The organism is Clostridium algidicarnis (genome assembly GCF_000703125.1).
Lineage (GTDB): Bacteria > Bacillota > Clostridia > Clostridiales > Clostridiaceae > Clostridium_L > Clostridium_L algidicarnis.
This window is the reverse complement of the sequence record NZ_JNLN01000001.1, coordinates 621723-637980: the sequence shown is the minus strand read 5'-3', so window position 1 is coordinate 637980 and position 16258 is coordinate 621723. Positions and strand designations below refer to the sequence as shown.

13 protein-coding genes are annotated in these 16258 nt (G+C 29.8%); 12 read left to right on the top strand and 1 reads right to left on the bottom strand.

Translation table 11 applies throughout. The features are described 5' to 3' along the window. Positions 1–56: 56 nt before the first annotated feature. The 5 genes from BV55_RS0103110 (at position 57) to BV55_RS0103090 (ending at position 3464) form a co-directional block, all read left to right on the top strand. The gene (locus tag BV55_RS0103110) at positions 57–551 is read left to right on the top strand and encodes an NUDIX hydrolase (protein WP_029451302.1); all 495 of its coding nucleotides are present in this window, start codon (positions 57–59) and stop codon (positions 549–551) included. Between the two features lie 110 nt (positions 552–661). Continuing rightward, positions 662–1462, top strand: coding sequence for a class I SAM-dependent methyltransferase (locus BV55_RS0103105; protein ID WP_051652385.1), 801 nt, complete (start codon positions 662–664; stop codon positions 1460–1462). Positions 1463–1859: 397 nt separating this feature from the next. After that, positions 1860–2246, top strand: coding sequence for a VOC family protein (locus BV55_RS0103100; protein WP_029451300.1), 387 nt, complete (start codon positions 1860–1862; stop codon positions 2244–2246). Positions 2247–2542: 296 nt separating this feature from the next. Then, positions 2543–2986 (top strand): hypothetical protein, encoded by a 444-nt coding sequence (locus BV55_RS0103095; protein WP_029451298.1) that lies wholly within the window; start codon positions 2543–2545, stop codon positions 2984–2986. Further along, positions 2979–3464 (top strand): hypothetical protein, encoded by a 486-nt coding sequence (locus tag BV55_RS0103090; protein ID WP_029451296.1) that lies wholly within the window; start codon positions 2979–2981, stop codon positions 3462–3464. Before BV55_RS0103095 ends, BV55_RS0103090 begins: the two co-directional genes overlap by 8 nt. A 172-nt stretch (positions 3465–3636) precedes the next feature. Here BV55_RS0103090 and BV55_RS0103085 read toward each other — a convergent pair whose 3' ends face one another. Beyond that, complete coding sequence (locus BV55_RS0103085; protein WP_029451295.1) at positions 3637–4962, bottom strand: HAD family hydrolase; 1326 nt, start codon at positions 4960–4962, stop codon at positions 3637–3639. A gap of 1009 nt (positions 4963–5971) precedes the next feature. Between BV55_RS0103085 and glmS the strand changes: the two genes are divergently transcribed. The 7 genes from glmS (at position 5972) to BV55_RS0103050 (ending at position 16121) form a co-directional block, all read left to right on the top strand. Further along, positions 5972–7798, top strand: coding sequence for a glutamine--fructose-6-phosphate transaminase (isomerizing) (gene glmS, locus BV55_RS0103075; RefSeq protein WP_029451294.1), 1827 nt, complete (start codon positions 5972–5974; stop codon positions 7796–7798). Between the two features lie 233 nt (positions 7799–8031). After that, the gene (locus BV55_RS0103070; protein WP_029451292.1) at positions 8032–8871 is read left to right on the top strand and encodes a heteromeric transposase endonuclease subunit TnsA; all 840 of its coding nucleotides are present in this window, start codon (positions 8032–8034) and stop codon (positions 8869–8871) included. Further along, positions 8868–10796 (top strand): Mu transposase C-terminal domain-containing protein, encoded by a 1929-nt coding sequence (locus BV55_RS14775; RefSeq protein ID WP_242850845.1) that lies wholly within the window; start codon positions 8868–8870, stop codon positions 10794–10796. Before BV55_RS0103070 ends, BV55_RS14775 begins: the two co-directional genes overlap by 4 nt. A 26-nt stretch (positions 10797–10822) precedes the next feature. Further along, entirely contained in the window at positions 10823–10999 is a 177-nt protein-coding gene (locus BV55_RS15790) for a hypothetical protein (RefSeq protein ID WP_242850844.1), read from the top strand. Next, positions 10989–12671, top strand: a complete 1683-nt coding sequence (locus tag BV55_RS0103060) for an ATP-binding protein (RefSeq protein WP_423752099.1) — start codon at positions 10989–10991, stop codon at positions 12669–12671. The genes BV55_RS15790 and BV55_RS0103060 overlap by 11 nt, the downstream gene beginning before the upstream one ends. Before the next feature lie 59 nt (positions 12672–12730). After that, positions 12731–14611: a TnsD family Tn7-like transposition protein gene (locus BV55_RS0103055; protein ID WP_029451290.1), complete on the top strand. Its 1881-nt coding sequence runs from the start codon at positions 12731–12733 to the stop codon at positions 14609–14611. Then, entirely contained in the window at positions 14604–16121 is a 1518-nt protein-coding gene (locus BV55_RS0103050) for a Tn7-like element transposition protein TnsE (RefSeq protein ID WP_029451288.1), read from the top strand. Before BV55_RS0103055 ends, BV55_RS0103050 begins: the two co-directional genes overlap by 8 nt. The last annotated feature ends 137 nt before the right edge of the window (positions 16122–16258 follow it).

The following is a 16258-nucleotide window of genomic DNA, read 5'->3' as shown; positions in this document are numbered from 1 at the left end:
AAAATTTCAACTTAAGGGTTAGCATTATAAATAGCAATCTATAGGGGGACTAGTAAATGTCAAGAGCAAAAATGCAAGTTTTAATAATACCATATATTAAAAATGAAGAGGGAATAAAATATTGTATATTCAATAGAGTCGATGCAGAAGACAATGAAGATTTCTGGCAGTTTGTAGCTGGTGGCGGTGAAGATGATGAAAAACCGTTGGAAGCAGCGATAAGAGAAACATGGGAAGAAACTGGCATAAAGGAAAGTACTATGTTTTGTCAATTAGAAAGTATAAGTTATATACCAACGAATTGTTTTTCAATGGAAAGGCGTAAGGAATGGGGAATGGACTGCCTTGTAATTCCAGAGTATAAATTTGCTGTTTATGTTAGAAACAACAATATTCAAATATCAGATGAACATAAAGAATATAGATGGGTTAATTATGATATAGCAGTTGAATTATTGAAATTTGAAAGTAATAAGATAACCTTGTGGGAATTAGATAACAAAATAAAGATGAATTTACTACAACAACATGATGAGAGTCTAATTGTATAATTTCTGAAGAATTTTCTATTAAGTGAGCAAAGTTTAATATAAAACTAAGTTAAATTGTAGTGGTAAAGTATTGTAAAGTTAAATTGTTTATATTATGGGAGGTAACCGAAATGTCTACTATGGATAAAATAGAAAATGTAAAACAGCAATATTCTAATGATAAAAATTTGTCTGTAAGAACTAAATTGCATTTAAAACACAGCACAAATAAGCAAGGATTTGTGCCTTGGTTATTTGATAAATACGAGTTTCCTCAGAACTGTCGCATATTAGAACTTGGTTGTGGAAATGGTGGACAATGGCAAGAGCAGATTAAAAATATACCTAAATGTTGTAGTTTAACTCTATCGGATTTTTCTAAAGGTATGGTAGATATAGTTAGAACAAATTATTCTAAATACAATAATATTTCATTTCAACAAATCGATATACAAAATATTACTTTTCCAGATGAAACCTTTGATATTATTATTGCTAATCATATGCTATACCATATTCCTGACTTGTCAAAAGCATTATCCGAAGTAAAACGTGTACTTAAGACTGACGGAAAATTCTATTCAACTACTAATGGGAATGGTGGGATGCGACCTTTTTTACATAATGCCTTAAAGCATTTTAATCCCCATGGGGATACAAAAGCATTCACACAGGAATTTTCTTTTAATCTACAAAATGGATATGAAATACTAAGTGGTTATTTTTCAGGAGTGAAAAGGATGGATTTTGAAGATTCATTATCAATTACAGAAACACAAGATTTAGTTGATTGGATAAAATCTACTATATCTATAGCAAGTTATTCAGAAAAAGACCTTGATGGATTATTTGATTATTTTGAAGATATAAGAAAAGAATACGGTGCAATCAACATTGAAAAAGAATGCGGCTTATTTATCTCAATTAAATAGTTCGTATTAATAAAAATGATCTTCAGGCGGTGCTTAAAAAATGGAGCCGATTAAGGTAAAAGGAGTATTTTTCTTAAAAGATAACTGGATATAAAAGAAGGAACTTTTAAAAGGTTTGGAACTTATATTATATATTTCAATCTTTGTTTCTATATTTATAACACTTTTTTAGAATAGGCATAAGTATAATTTTTAGTAAGTGTATTTCGCGTTGTACGACATGATGAAGCTAACTTATAGTGTAAATATATCGGAAAGTAACTGATAACTTGGATGAAAAATACTTATTTGATGAAGTAGTTTTAAATTATATCATAAAACATGAAGAATAAAGTTAAGTCACCTTAGTAAATTAAGGCGAACTATATGTTAAATTAAGAAAGGGGAAAAATATATGATGAAAGCACAAATTAATCTTATTACGATTTGGACAAATGATATAGATAAAATGAAAAACTTCTATAATCAAGTTCTCGGATTTAGAATTGAAAATGACCTTGGTAATTATGTTGAATTTGAAAACGATGGAGTAAGATTTGCTATTTGTAGGAGAGATGTTATGTATGTGTATAGTAGTGAATATAGGAAAGAGTCATTTGGACAGGGCTTTGAACTTGCTTTCCCATGTGAAAATCCTAAAGATGTTGATGAATCATTTAAGAAGCTAATCTCTAAAGGAGCAACTTCTATTCATGAACCACAAGATATGCCTTGGAATCAAAGAACAGCACTATTTGCAGACCCAGATGGAAATATACATGAAATTTTTGCGGAAATTAAATAATACGTAGTTTTCATAAATTATGAAGATGATTTAAAAGAATCAGATAAAATTATCTTACTTGAAATTTCTAAAAAAATAAGGAATTATAGAATAATTAAACGTTGGATTAAGCAGCGAGATAGAATTAAACCGAGTTTGAAAATAAAATATTACTTTTAGAAGCTTTTGGTGGAGAGGTAGCTCTTATAACAACATTTTTTAACCAATTAAAGCAGATGGGGTATTCTCAAAAATCAATAGAATCCTACTTGGAACTAAACCCAATATTTTAAGTAATTTTGAAGGGAGGATATGTAATGAATTTAAAATATAAAAAGCTTATTTATACTTTAGTTGGGGGAATTATCATCCTTTCATGCAGTTATAATTTTTACCAACATAATAAGATAAATGCTTATAAAGAAGAATTAACTAATATAGTGAGAAATAATGTACAAGAATTTGCTAGTACTTTGGCTAATACAAATGATGAGGTTCTTTATGCTAGGAAATATGCAAGTATTGTTACTGCACAGCAAGCGTATATTGTTTTAAGTGACAAGAATGGGTTTACTTCAGATGAATGGTCTTCTAGTCTACCTGGGTTATTTCTTGAAATAAAACAGGTTATGCTTAATGATAAAGATAAGTTTAAAGAAGTATTTAAAGAATCAGAGGTGTCAGAATTAATGTTCAAGATATCAGATAACTTTGAAGATGGGGAGTCTATAAATAAGGTTTATAAATTATTAAGTGATTAAATCTCCAATATTTATTAAGGTAAATAGGGAAGAATATTCAAATTACAAAACAAAAGAGGTGGGAAACATAGATTTTATAGTAGATACATTATTTCAGATATTTTTTGCGTTTTTTTGGATAGTTGCATTGTTGCTGCTTTTCATTAAAACCAAAAAGGACAAGAAAAATAAAGGCGGATTTTTAGTATTTTTAATATTAAGTCCCTTACTTATGATATGGACGCTTTATTCTTATAATTATGTATTGGAGCCACGTTTTCAAGATATTAAATATTATATTAATAAAGATTATCAGATTACTACTGGAAAGTGCAGTAGTTTGAATGATGGGGGGAAGGGAGTAACTTCATCATTTGTATTGGATGAAGAGACTTATTATTATAATAAAAGGCTTAATAAAATTTATAAGGGTAAAAGTTATAAGTTACACTATCTTCCTAATAGTAAATATGTTATTGAATCGGAAAGTTTGGAATAATCATGTAGATATAGGAGGTAGTAATATGAGAGCTGATAAAAGATAACTTATTTCATACAGTTTACAGGGTCCTTAAGCTATAAAAAGAAGATGATTTTTGCTTAATATATAAATCATCTTCTTAATTTAGGATATAATTTTTAAAAGTATTAATAATAGGTGGCATGCTTGATTATCTAAGTAGTCTTTCCTCATTAGTTCCAAAGAGGACAGATTTTTGGCTTTGGATAAACTTTCCTGTGTTTTCATTTCTTCCTTGGAGGTGGTATCTGGCATTTTTCATACCAATGCTGTCAGCAGCCATTTTTGATAGTTTAAAGAGTTCTTTATCTCTGCATCTATTAATGATTAAGCTAAAGCGTGTATCCTTAAAGAAAGATAACATAGAAACGTCACCATGATTGTCTCCACCAACTATTAAGGGGGACTTGCCACCATGTTTTTTCACTAAAAACCTTTCGATGGTTTTGGTCTTTCCTTCACCTTGTGTTTGGTGATAATTTATTTTAAGTTCTGGTTTAATTAAATTATTATTATCAATTTCAAGCTGCATACCAAATACATTTTCCTTTGGAATACTGTATCCAAACTTTGGATTTGAAGCAAATTCTCTAACCACGTATAAATAAGAGGCAGAGCAGATATAAACATCTATTCCATTATACATTAAAGTTTTATAAAGGTTTTGCATCTCTTTTATTGCTTTAACACCAGTATTGAAGGTAACGGATATAATGCCTGACTTACCCTTTAAAGCTAGAGGGCTTGTCCAAGTAGTTCTATTAATTTCATGTTTCAACCAGTAAATGATGGATTCTTCTGATAACCTCGAGACTTCATCACTTGTCATCTTAGAAAAAAGATACATGGACCAGGTGTAACCTGCAGCTAAATCAAAAGAACTTCCTATAGCGCTATAAAGATACCTAGTTTTAGCTATAAAGTCTTTATACTCTAAAGTTTCTTTAATATGCTCTAAGGATTTATTTCCATTTAACCCTTCATAATTATCATATAAGAATCTATAATCAGAATATATGTCAGCACCAATTAATTCAATATTGATAGGGTTTCCTTCGTTATTATTAAAATTCTCATTAAAATTATCCTTTGGGATATCTTTTCTAATAATTTCATTAAACTCCTCTGGACTCATTTTAAATTTAAGGTGTATTAATTGATAGGCTAAAACAGCATCTTCAGTATCATTAATTATAGAAGTATTATCCCAATCAAATACAGCATAAGGTCTTTTATTTTCATCGTAAATATTACTCTTATTACTATTAGTTTCTATAAGGTTTTTCAAAGATTCATAGTTTTCATAGGCAAAGTTACCTCTATTAAGGATAACTTCCTCTTTATTATATTGGTTATCATGACTATCTTGATTTGTGTTTTCATCACTTGTTTCAAAAGAACATTTAAATTCTTTTGTAAGGTTATTCATATTAAAATTTAACCAAGTTACATCAGCTTCTTTTTTTATATTACTCATTGGTGACCCTACCTTACTTAATAGATTAAAACAATATTTATTCTATATATAGAAACACTTAATTTTAAGCTTTTTAAAATACTGTTTAAAATAATTGTATCATATTAAGGGGGACAGGGCACTTGGAAGTTTTAATTTTTTGTATGATGACTAGCCCTTTTGTAGCAAAGAATTCTGTTGGTATTCAAATAAGGAATGATGATATGTAAGGCAAATACATAGCTTGTAAATGGAAATAAATAGTTAAAACTCTTGACGATAGTATGGAAAAATGCATATAATGATGTGATAGCTTTTAAGATATAAAATAGAATAATAAAAGATAAGAATAATAAATAAGGTTTGAAAGTTTAATATAAGCGCCAGGACTAAAGCTCCACCGACCAAATCATAGATTTTTGGAAGGACAAATGAATCTCCGCTTACAGCGGAGAAAGCTCCACCGACCAAATCGGAGATTTTTGGATGGGTAAGGAATCTCCGCCTACGGTGGAGAAAGCTCCACCGACCAAATCATAGATTTTTGGAAGAAATAAGGAATCTCCGCTTACAGCGGAGAAAGCTCCACCGACCAAATCATAGATTTGGGGTGTCGCTTTAGTTGACGAGGATGAGGATTATCGAGATTTCGGCGGGTGCCTCACGGTATAGCACTATCGTAAAAAATTATAAAACTAGAAAGTGATTTCTAGCACAACATAATTTAGGTGTTAAAACTTATCTATATTCAATTCTTTTTTGTTTCTAAAGCTAATCAATTAATAAGTATTAAAAAACTAAAACACGATGAATTACCTTAATTAAATTTTAAATTTTGATGTAGGACTTTTTTGTTATATCTTTATTTCTATTAAGGACTAAAGATGTAGTAAGGTCTTTTGTAATGCTTAAGATATTTATATTAGGATAAAATATTTACGAGCCATTATATTTTCAAAGAAATTTTAAAGTAATATTTAAAGGATTTATTTGTTGTGTAAAAAAACAAAACAGAAAAGGAGACAAAAAGATGTGTGGAATAGTAGGATTTGTTGGTAAAAAGGATGCTTCACCGATTTTAGTAGAGGGGCTTTCAAAATTAGAATATAGAGGGTATGACTCTGCTGGTGTGGCTATTTTAAAGGATAATTCAATTGAAGTTTTAAAGTGTAAGGGTAGATTAAAAAATTTAGAAGAAAAGTTAGCTAAAGATCCTATAAAAGGTAATATCGGAATAGGACATACAAGGTGGGCAACACACGGGGAGCCTTCAGATGTTAACTCTCACCCTCATAGCAATAAAGACGAAAGTATAAGTGTAGTTCATAATGGAATAATAGAGAACTATTTAAATATAAAAGAATGGCTTATGTCAAAAGGATATGAATTTTTATCAGAAACAGATACAGAAGTAATACCAAATCTTGTGGATTATTATTATAATGGAGATATTTTAGATGCAGTTATGAAGGCAACAGCAAAGATGGAAGGAAGCTATGCTCTAGGAGTTATATGCACTAAGGAGCCTGAGAGAATAATAGCAGTTAGAAAAGATAGCCCGTTAATAATTGGAGTAGGTAAGGGAGAGTACTTTATAGCTTCAGATATACCAGCAGTTTTAAACCATACTAGAGAAGTTTATCTATTAAATGATAAAGAGTTCGTGGTGCTCACAGATGAAGGTGTTGAAATCTTTGATGAAAATAAAGAAAAGATAGAAAAAGATATATTTCATGTAACTTGGAATGCTGATGCAGCAGAAAAAGGTGGATATGAAGACTTTATGTTAAAGGAAATCCATGAGCAGCCAAGAGCAATAAGAGATACTATGGCATCTAGAATAATAAAAGGAAAACCTATAGTTTTAGATAAGATAAAACTTACAAAAGAGGATCTAAAAAATTATAACAAGATATATATAGTAGCTTGCGGAACTGCATATCATGCAGGGGTAGTAGGTAAAACTGTTATAGAACGTTTAGCTAGAATCCCAGTAGAAGTTGATATCGCATCAGAATTTAGATATAGAGATCCGATAATGGATAAAAATACTTTAGTAATGATTATAAGTCAATCAGGAGAAACAGCAGATAGCTTAGCTGTACTAAGAGAGAGCAAGAAAAAAGGTTGTCGTGTTATAGCAGTTACTAATGTTGTAGGAAGCTCAGTATCTAGAGAAGCAGATGATGTTTTATATACTGTAGCGGGACCAGAAATAGCAGTAGCATCAACAAAAGCGTACGTAACCCAGCTAGTAGCTATGTATATAATAGCTTTATACTTTGCAGAACTTAAAGAAACTACATCAAAAGAAGAAATAGAAAGCATAAAAGAAGAGTTATTAAATCTTCCAGAAAAAGCTGAAAAGGTATTAGAAAATAAAGAAATACTTCAAAAGTTTGCAGCACAAAACTACATGCATAAAGATATGTTCTACCTAGGAAGAGGCCTTGACTATGCAGTTTCTATGGAAGGATCTTTAAAGCTTAAAGAAATAACCTACATCCATTCAGAGGCATATGCAGGTGGAGAGCTTAAACACGGTCCAATAGCACTTATAGAAAAAGGCACCGTAGTAATATCTACTATAACTCAGATGGATCTAAAGGATAAAATGATAAGCAATATAAGAGAAGTAGTTACAAGAGGAGCAAAGACACTAGCTATAACCTTTGAAGGAAATGAAGAGGTAGAAAAATCCGTAGATTCAGCAATATATATACCAAAGACCTTAGATATATTATCCCCAATACTAAGCGTTATACCACTACAATTAATTTCATATTACGTGGCAAAACAAAAGGGTTGTGACGTAGATAAGCCTAGAAATTTAGCCAAGTCAGTAACGGTGGAATAGGGGTATTAGGTAGTCTTGGAACTTGTGTAGCTTTATAAAAAAGTTTGATAATTTATAAAAAAGATTGATAATTTATAAAGAAGTTTGATTAAAAAGATTTATTATGGATATGCTATATTTTAGAGAATGTAGTATGGAAAAATTAAAAACAAATAAAAGAATGTAAGAAAACTGCACATTCTCATCTAAGGTGAGAGTGTGCAGTTTTTTATTTATAAATTGAGGTGAAGTGAATGGCTAAAAGAAAAAGAAATTTAGATGTAGCTAAAATGATTAAAGAAGGAAGAGGTATAGGAAAAGGAGACAAATATAAACCTTGGATTAAAATTCAGGACGTACCTTCTTTAGGTAGGTCAAGTAGGATAAGAGGAATAAAAACGGGAAGGCAGCATGAGTTATTATCAGATATGGAAAGAAACTATTTCTATTTCTTGGAGTACTCAGATAAGGTTGAAGATATAAGAGAACAATTTCCACTACTTCCTATTGAAGATACAATACTTATTGCCAATGAGTTGGGTATAGAACACCCTAAACACCCTGAGACAGGCGAGTTTATCGTTATGACTACGGATTTCTTAGTGGCTTTAAATTATAACAATAAGTTTTATGAAGTAGCTAGAACAATAAAATCCAAGGATGACCTTATGAATAAAAGAATATTAGAGAAGTTCGAGATTGAGAAACAGTATTGGGAAAAAAGAGGTATTAATTGGGGAATTGTTACTGATGAGGAGATAGATAAGATAATGGCAAACAATATTAGTTTAGTTCATAGTTATAAAGAAATATCTTCAGTAGATAGTTTTAATGATATTGAAATCAGTGAATTGAAGGATTTAATATACGAATTTATGAAAAGAATAATTGATAATGAAAAAGCTATGAGAACTATATGTAATGATTTTGATAATGAAATGTGTTTAGAAAAAGGAAGTAGTCTTTGTATATTTAAATATTTAATAATAAATAAAATTATTGAAATAGACATTACAGAAAGAATTAACGTTAATAAGGCTATACCTAGTATAAGCATAGTAGAAAAATCGATTAAGAAGGTGGAAGCAATATGATATTTATTAATTCGGTTTTTAAATATGTGGATGATGAAAATGGAGAAAGAATAAGGATCATTAGCATTATTGAATATTATGTTTACTTAGTAAATATTGATTCAGCAACATCAATGCCAAGAAAGGAATTATTAAAAACTATTGAAGAAGAAATTGAGGGAGAAAAACTAGTAGCTATTAAAGACCCCTTTGCAAGAATAATTAACGAAAAAGAGCTTTCAGAGCTTCAAATTAGTAAAAGAAGTGTAGCTTGGGAGTTTATTGAAAAGTATTGGGAAACAAATAAATATGAACTCTTAGAGAAAAATCACAGGGAAACTAAACTTATAGAAATAGCTAATTCTTCAGGACTAAGTTTGCTAAAAGTGAAAAGAACTTTTAGTAGGTACTGGCAAAGAGGAATGAATAAAAATGCTTTACTGCCTGACTATATAAACTCTGGAGGAAAAGGCAAAGAGAAAAAGCTGTCTGATTTAAAAATAGGAAGGCCGGCAAGAGTAGACTATTCAGGAGACTCTATTGAAGGAATTAATATAACTGATGATGTGAAAAAGCATTTTGAATTTGCCTTAAATAAGTACTATAGAAACAATAAGAAGATATCTTTAAAAGAAACATATACTCTAATGCTTAGAGACTTCTATTCTGATGTATATAAAGAAAGTAATGAGATGAAGCATATCGTTTGGGATAATGAGAGAATACCTAAATATAATCAGTTCTATTATTGGTTTAAGAAGTCTGAAGACGTTAAAAAAGATATTGTACTAAGAGATAGTGACAAAGAATTTAATTTGAATCACAGACCTTTATTAAGTAATTCTACAATTGAAACAGATGGGCCAGGAACAAGATTTCAGATTGATGCAACTATAGCTGATGTTTACATAGTAAGTTCTTTAAATAGAAAAAGAATCATAGGTAGACCAATTGTATATGCAATAATAGATGTATTTTCTAGATTAATTACAGGGATTTATGTTGGACTAGAAGGCCCATCTTGGCTTGGAGCCATGATGGCATTAGATAATATGATTGCTGATAAAGTTGAGTTTTGTAAAAGATATGGAATAGATATTACTGAGGAGCAATGGCCATCAAAACATTTACCAGATATTATAATAGCCGATAGAGGTGAATTCGAAGGTTATTCACCTGAAAATATAATTAATAATTTAAATGTGAAAATAGAAAATACTTCTCCCTATCGTGGGGATTTAAAAGGTATAGTTGAAAGAAATTTTAGAACCTTAAATACTAAAGTAAAGCATAAAACGCCAGGTGCGATACAAAAGGAATTCAGAAAAAGAGGAGATAAAGACTATAGATTAGATTCATCTTTAACCCTTGAAGAATTCACAAGATTATATATAAATATTGTGTTGCATCATAATAGAAGTCTTATAGAAAAATATCCTTTTGAAAAAGAAATGTTAGAAGATGAAATACTGCCAATACCTATTCAACTTTGGAATTGGGGAATTCAAAACAAAAAAGGTAGATTAAAGACAGTTGATAGAGATGTATTAAGATTAAACCTTCTACCAAGGGGAAAAGCAAGTGTTTCAAGAGCAGGAATAAAATTTAAGGGATTATCTTATAGTTCAAACAAAGCTATTAGTCAACAATGGTTTATTAAGCCCACGACTAGAAGCATTGAGATTGTACATGATCCAAGAAACGTAAATAAAGTATATATTCCACATGACAATGGTCTAGGTTATGAAGAATGCTATTTATTAGAGAGCTGCAATCAATATAAAAATTGCTTATTGGAAGAGATAATTTTTAATCAGGAGTTATTAGCAGAATTAAAGGAGAAACATTTAAGAGAGCAAAATCAAAGCAATATTGATTTAGAAAAGGAAATAGAGAAAATAGTTAAAGTGGCAGAGAAAGCAAAATTAGACAGCTTAAAGGTATAAGAAATAACAGGATTATTGAAAAAGAAATGAATAGAGAAACAGAAGCTTTTGAAATCGGTGAACACAAAAGTGATATCAATAAAGTTGCTGAAGTAATAGAGTTACCAACTAGAAATGTTGAAGTAGATGAAAAGGAAGCACTAGGTGGCAACAGAATAATGGAATTGCTTAAAAAGAAAAGAGATGAAAGACGTGAAAAATAATGAAGCAATATTTACTTTAAAAGGTGAGTATGAGAAAGCTGCTTATAAAACACAAGAGCTAGAAGAATATAAAAATAATCCCTTCATTGAAGCCTTACCTAATATTTTTAATGATGAGGATGTGGTAGATAAATTCACATTATTCCCACAGATAAACAATGAAGATAGAATTAAAGCACCAAATATAAGATACCATATTATAAAAAGAGCCAAAAATTTTGTTCAACCTTTGCCAATTCATATTATTTTAGAAAGAAGATTATCTGCATTAATAAGACGGGGATATTTAGATAGAAACCCAATAGATAAAGCTTTTTTAGAACGGTTAATGATATTAAATGAGCTAAGTGATGAAGTAGCTGATGATAAGGTTATTAATGAAAGAATGAGTCATATTAGATCAACAGCAGATAGTCTTGCAGTTATAGGAATTTCAGGTATTGGAAAAACTACAGCAATAGAAAGACTATTATTAATGTATCCTCAAATAATAAAACATGAGGAATATGGAGGGCAATATTTTAGTAGAACTCAAATAGTATGGTTGAAAATAGATTGCCCATATGATGGTAGGTTATCAACTCTATGTAAGAGTTTTTTTAAAACAATCGATGATTTATTAGGTACAAGGTATTTAGAGAAGTTTGGTTATGCTAATAGGATAACTTCAACAATGATGCTTCACATGACAACCTTAGCAAGCATGTATGGCATAGGAGTACTAGTAATCGATGAGATTCAACATTTATTAAATGCTAAAAATGATATGGAAGATATGCTTAATTTCTTTGTTACTTTAAGTAATACAGTAGGTATTCCTACAGTTTTAATAGGAACAAGTAAGGCTCAACAGTTGTTCAAGGGTAATTTTAGGCAAGCTAGGAGAGCAGCCAGTGAAGGGGCGATAATGTGGGATAGGATGTCAAAGGATAGCGAGGAATGGAGTTTCTTTTTAGAAACATTGTGGGATTTTCAATGTTTACAGGAGGAGACTAAACTTACTAAGGAAATTAAAGAAGTATTTTATGATGAATGCCAGGGGATAACTGCAGTTGCAGTTAATTTGTACATACTAGCTCAAGAAAGGGCATTATTACAAGGAAAAGAGAAAATTACAGTTGGCATTATAAGAGCTACAGCAAAAGAGGACCTATATATGATTCAACCAATGATTAAGGCGCTTAGAACAAATGATATTTTTGAAATAATGAAATATGAAGATATATCTATAATTTTAGATGAAATAGCAATCAACTATAAAAGTGATATGGAGCTTAACGGAAGAGTTCGTGAAGCCTTTAATGAAAGAAAAAAATCTATAGAATTAATGAGAAGAAGTACAGTGGAAAATCTTATCTTTGATTTAAAATCAATGGATTTATTTAAAAATTTAGATGATGTAGATATTAAAAAAATATGTGAAAGAGCTGTTAATGAAACTAACGTTAATGAGGAATACAGTAGTCTAAAGAGAGTAGTTTTACAAAAGGCTTTGGAGCAAGAAGAAAAGGATAAACAAAGCAATGAAAAAACCACAAAAATAGAAACTATAAATCAGGGGTTACTAGCTTTATATGAAAAAGCAAAAAAGGATAAAGTACATCCTTATGATGTATTGAAAAAGAATGGATATATAAAAGATCCAATTGAGGAATTTTTAAAAGTCGAATAAGTCAAATTAGTATAGGGGATGGGCGGTTAAAAATGCACAAGAAAGGATGAGTATTTACGATACATTTTTTTACCGATCCATATAAAGATGAGCTTATTTATTCTGCTGTTTCAAGATATCATTTTTATACTGGAAATATAGATTATAAGGATACTATTGAGGAATGCTTTGGGAAAAGAACTATTGTGCCATCATTTGATATAGGCAGTCCCATAGAGGAATTAGCAAAGAATATAGGTGGAAAGTACACAGCGGATTATCTAATAAAAAATCATACTATATTACCTTACTATACTCCTTTTCTGCCAATTAAAAGACGTGAAGAAATAATTAAAGAAATTAAATATAAGGATTGCAGTGGGATTTATAATAAAATTGGTATTACAGCAGGCAGTGTGTGCAAGAAAAATGGTATATATTACTGTCCTATTTGTGTCCAAAATGATATAGATACCAGTGGTGAAGCTTATATCCATAGAGAACATCAACTACAAGGGATTTTTATATGTCCTCATCATGGAGAACTATTGAAAAAATATAAGGTAATCAAAAATGATGTAAGCAGACTTGAATTTATTAGGTTTGAAAAGCAGCTGCTTGATATTAAAAGTGAACCTGAAATTGTTAAAAATTACGATATGATGCTAAAACTTTCTAAGAACGCGTACCATTTATTGCAAAATGATTTCATAAGGACTGATAAAAAAGCTATTCTGGAAAAATATAAAAATCTTCTTAATGAAAAGGGTTTAACTACTTCAGGCAATAGGATAAAGCAAAGGGAACTTTATGAGGAATTTATAAATTTTTATGGTGAAGAGTTTTTAAAAGTTATGGAATCTAGCATAGATAATGATGATGAGTATAATTGGCTTAGGGTAATAACTAGGGATTTAAAAAGAACAGTTCATCCAGTAAGGCACCTATTATTGATAAATTTCTTGTCAGGAAATATTAATAAGTTTTTCCATGATTCAAGTGATAATTATAGCCCATTCGGTAAAGGCCCCTGGCCTTGCTTAAATAAGGTAGAAAATCATTACAAAAAGGATGTAATAAATAATTTAAAGATAACAGATGATTATAAAAGTAGGTTGCCTGTTGGTACTTTCAGTTGTGATTGTGGCTTTGTATATTCAAGAAAAGGACCAGATAAAGTAAGTAGTGATAGATATAGAGTTGGGAGAATAAAGAATTTTGGTGGGGTTTGGGAAGATAGGCTTAAAGGGTACTTAAAGGAAAAGAAATATGGACTTAGAGAAGTAGCAAAACTTATGTGCTGTGATCCTAAGACTATATTAAAGTTTGATTTTATATTAGGAACAAATATGTTTCAAAATAACAATAGATACATAAAGGATAAAGAAGCTACTACTGAAACTGATAAGTTAAGTGATTATAAAAATCGTATATTAACCAATATAGCAAGTAATCCTTCAGCAACAAGGACTGAAATCAGAAATATGTGTAAAAAAGAATATACTTTTGTCTATAGGAAGGATAAAGAATGGCTTTATGAGAAACTTCCAATAGGAACTAAAAGAATTAATCATAATATTCTAGTGGATTGGAGTAAGAGAGATAATGAGTTTTTATTTATTGTGAAAAATAAGTATGAGGAATTAATGGATAGTGAAGAACCTATAAGAATAACAAAATCCAGTATTGGTAGGGAGGTAGGTATACTCACAGCGCTAGAAAAGAATATTGATAAATTACCTAATACGGAAAAGTATCTAAATGAAACAATTGAGACTGTTGAAGAGTTTCAAATTAGAAGATGTAAAAAGATAATTAACAATAAAATGGATAAAGGTGAACCAATAAAGATATGGGAAATACAAAGAATTGCTGGAATTAGAAGTGAAGCTTTTAAAAAAATAGAAGTTGTGATATTGGAATATATTGATTTACAAGATAATAGGGGGATATATGAGTAAGGAAGCAGTGATTATAAAAAATTGGCCTTTCAGTAAAGGTGAAAAAGTAAAGCTAACTTGGATAGGAGAGCCTTTTAAACATAATAATAAATGGATGGTTTATGCTTATTTTAGGAGTACTAATAATACTAGGCGAATAATGCTAGATTGGGCTAGTACCCATTTTCTATCTGTAGGAAAATATTATGCTAATGGGAATCTCAATAATGGTGAAACAAAGGAAGATATAGAGATTATTGATATTAATTTAAATGGTGTTAAGCCAGAATATAGGGAAAGAGATTGGAATATAAGTGGTGCTGGCTTTAGTGTGCAAACAAAATCTAAGACTTTTAATTTTTATAAAAATGGTTCCTTATATACTATACCTATAATTGAAATCATAAGAGCTATTTTAGCACCTGATAAATTTATGCTAAATAGAATATTAGAAATGGATACTTTAGAAAATTATTTTATATATGAATTAAATAGAAGTAATCTAGATATCCACTTTACAGCTGAATATGAAGCTAAATATATAAAAGGCGAAAAAGTTAATCACTTAGCGTGGATACTTACAAATGAGTCAGTGCTTAGGATGTTTAATAGTATTGGACAAGGAATCTGGGAAAAGAAAGAATTAAAATATGATTTTTTACTTGAGAGGTTTAATATAAGGGCTAGAGTTGAAAGGAAAGATAAATTTATTAAGGTATTAGAGATTATATCTCTTTATAAAAAGAAAATTAATGTAGAAGAAATAAATGTATTTCATCCAAGCTTAGAAGAAACAATTTCATCAAATGATCCTAAAAAAAGAAAATATGTGAGTAAAAATGATAAAGGTGATAGAGAACTTGACCCTGATGCAGATGGATCAACAAAAGATTCGGAAGGAATAGATACTTTTATGCTTAACCACGAATATGAAAGAGAGCCTAAAATAAAGAAGAAAAAAACTGGTAGAAAGGTTACAAGAAATAAAGAAGATAAAAATACTAAAACCTATGTTTTAGATAGTAATAATCTCAGAACAACTGCAGATACTGGTGGAGAAAATGTTATTAGGGGGTTAGAGTTTAGAAATTTAGCTGAAATTAAAGAAATAGGTGAGCTTCAAGAATTTATAGAAGTGTTAAAGTTATTAGAAGAGAGACAGGATGTAAAATCAGTGGATATAATAATTGATAATCTTCCTGAAGGTAAAAGGTTTTCAAAATTAAATGATGGAATAAGAAACCGAAAATGTGGAATTGGGAAAATTATTATGGTCGATGGTAGAGAGAATTGCTTAATTGAGGTGGAAAGAGAAGATAAGGCGTTGTCGATGTTAGTATTGAAATCTAATAACCAGGCTAATTGGAAAAGCATTTATAACATACTAATAATGGGATTAGTTAATGAAAGCGGAAAATGGAGCAATAGTGAGATTGAAAAAATTAAAGAATTGGAAATAACAGTTCTTAGAAATAAGCATATTAATAAAAATGTGTATGAAAAAGCAACTCATATATATGAAAAATTATAGGAGATAAAGGTTTTATCTGGGTATAAATAATAAAATTGTAGAGTAATCTTATGATAATAAAATAAATATTGATGGTAAATTATACAAATAAGTTCTATGTAGAGTATCTTAAAATTACTTTGATATAATAGACGTAT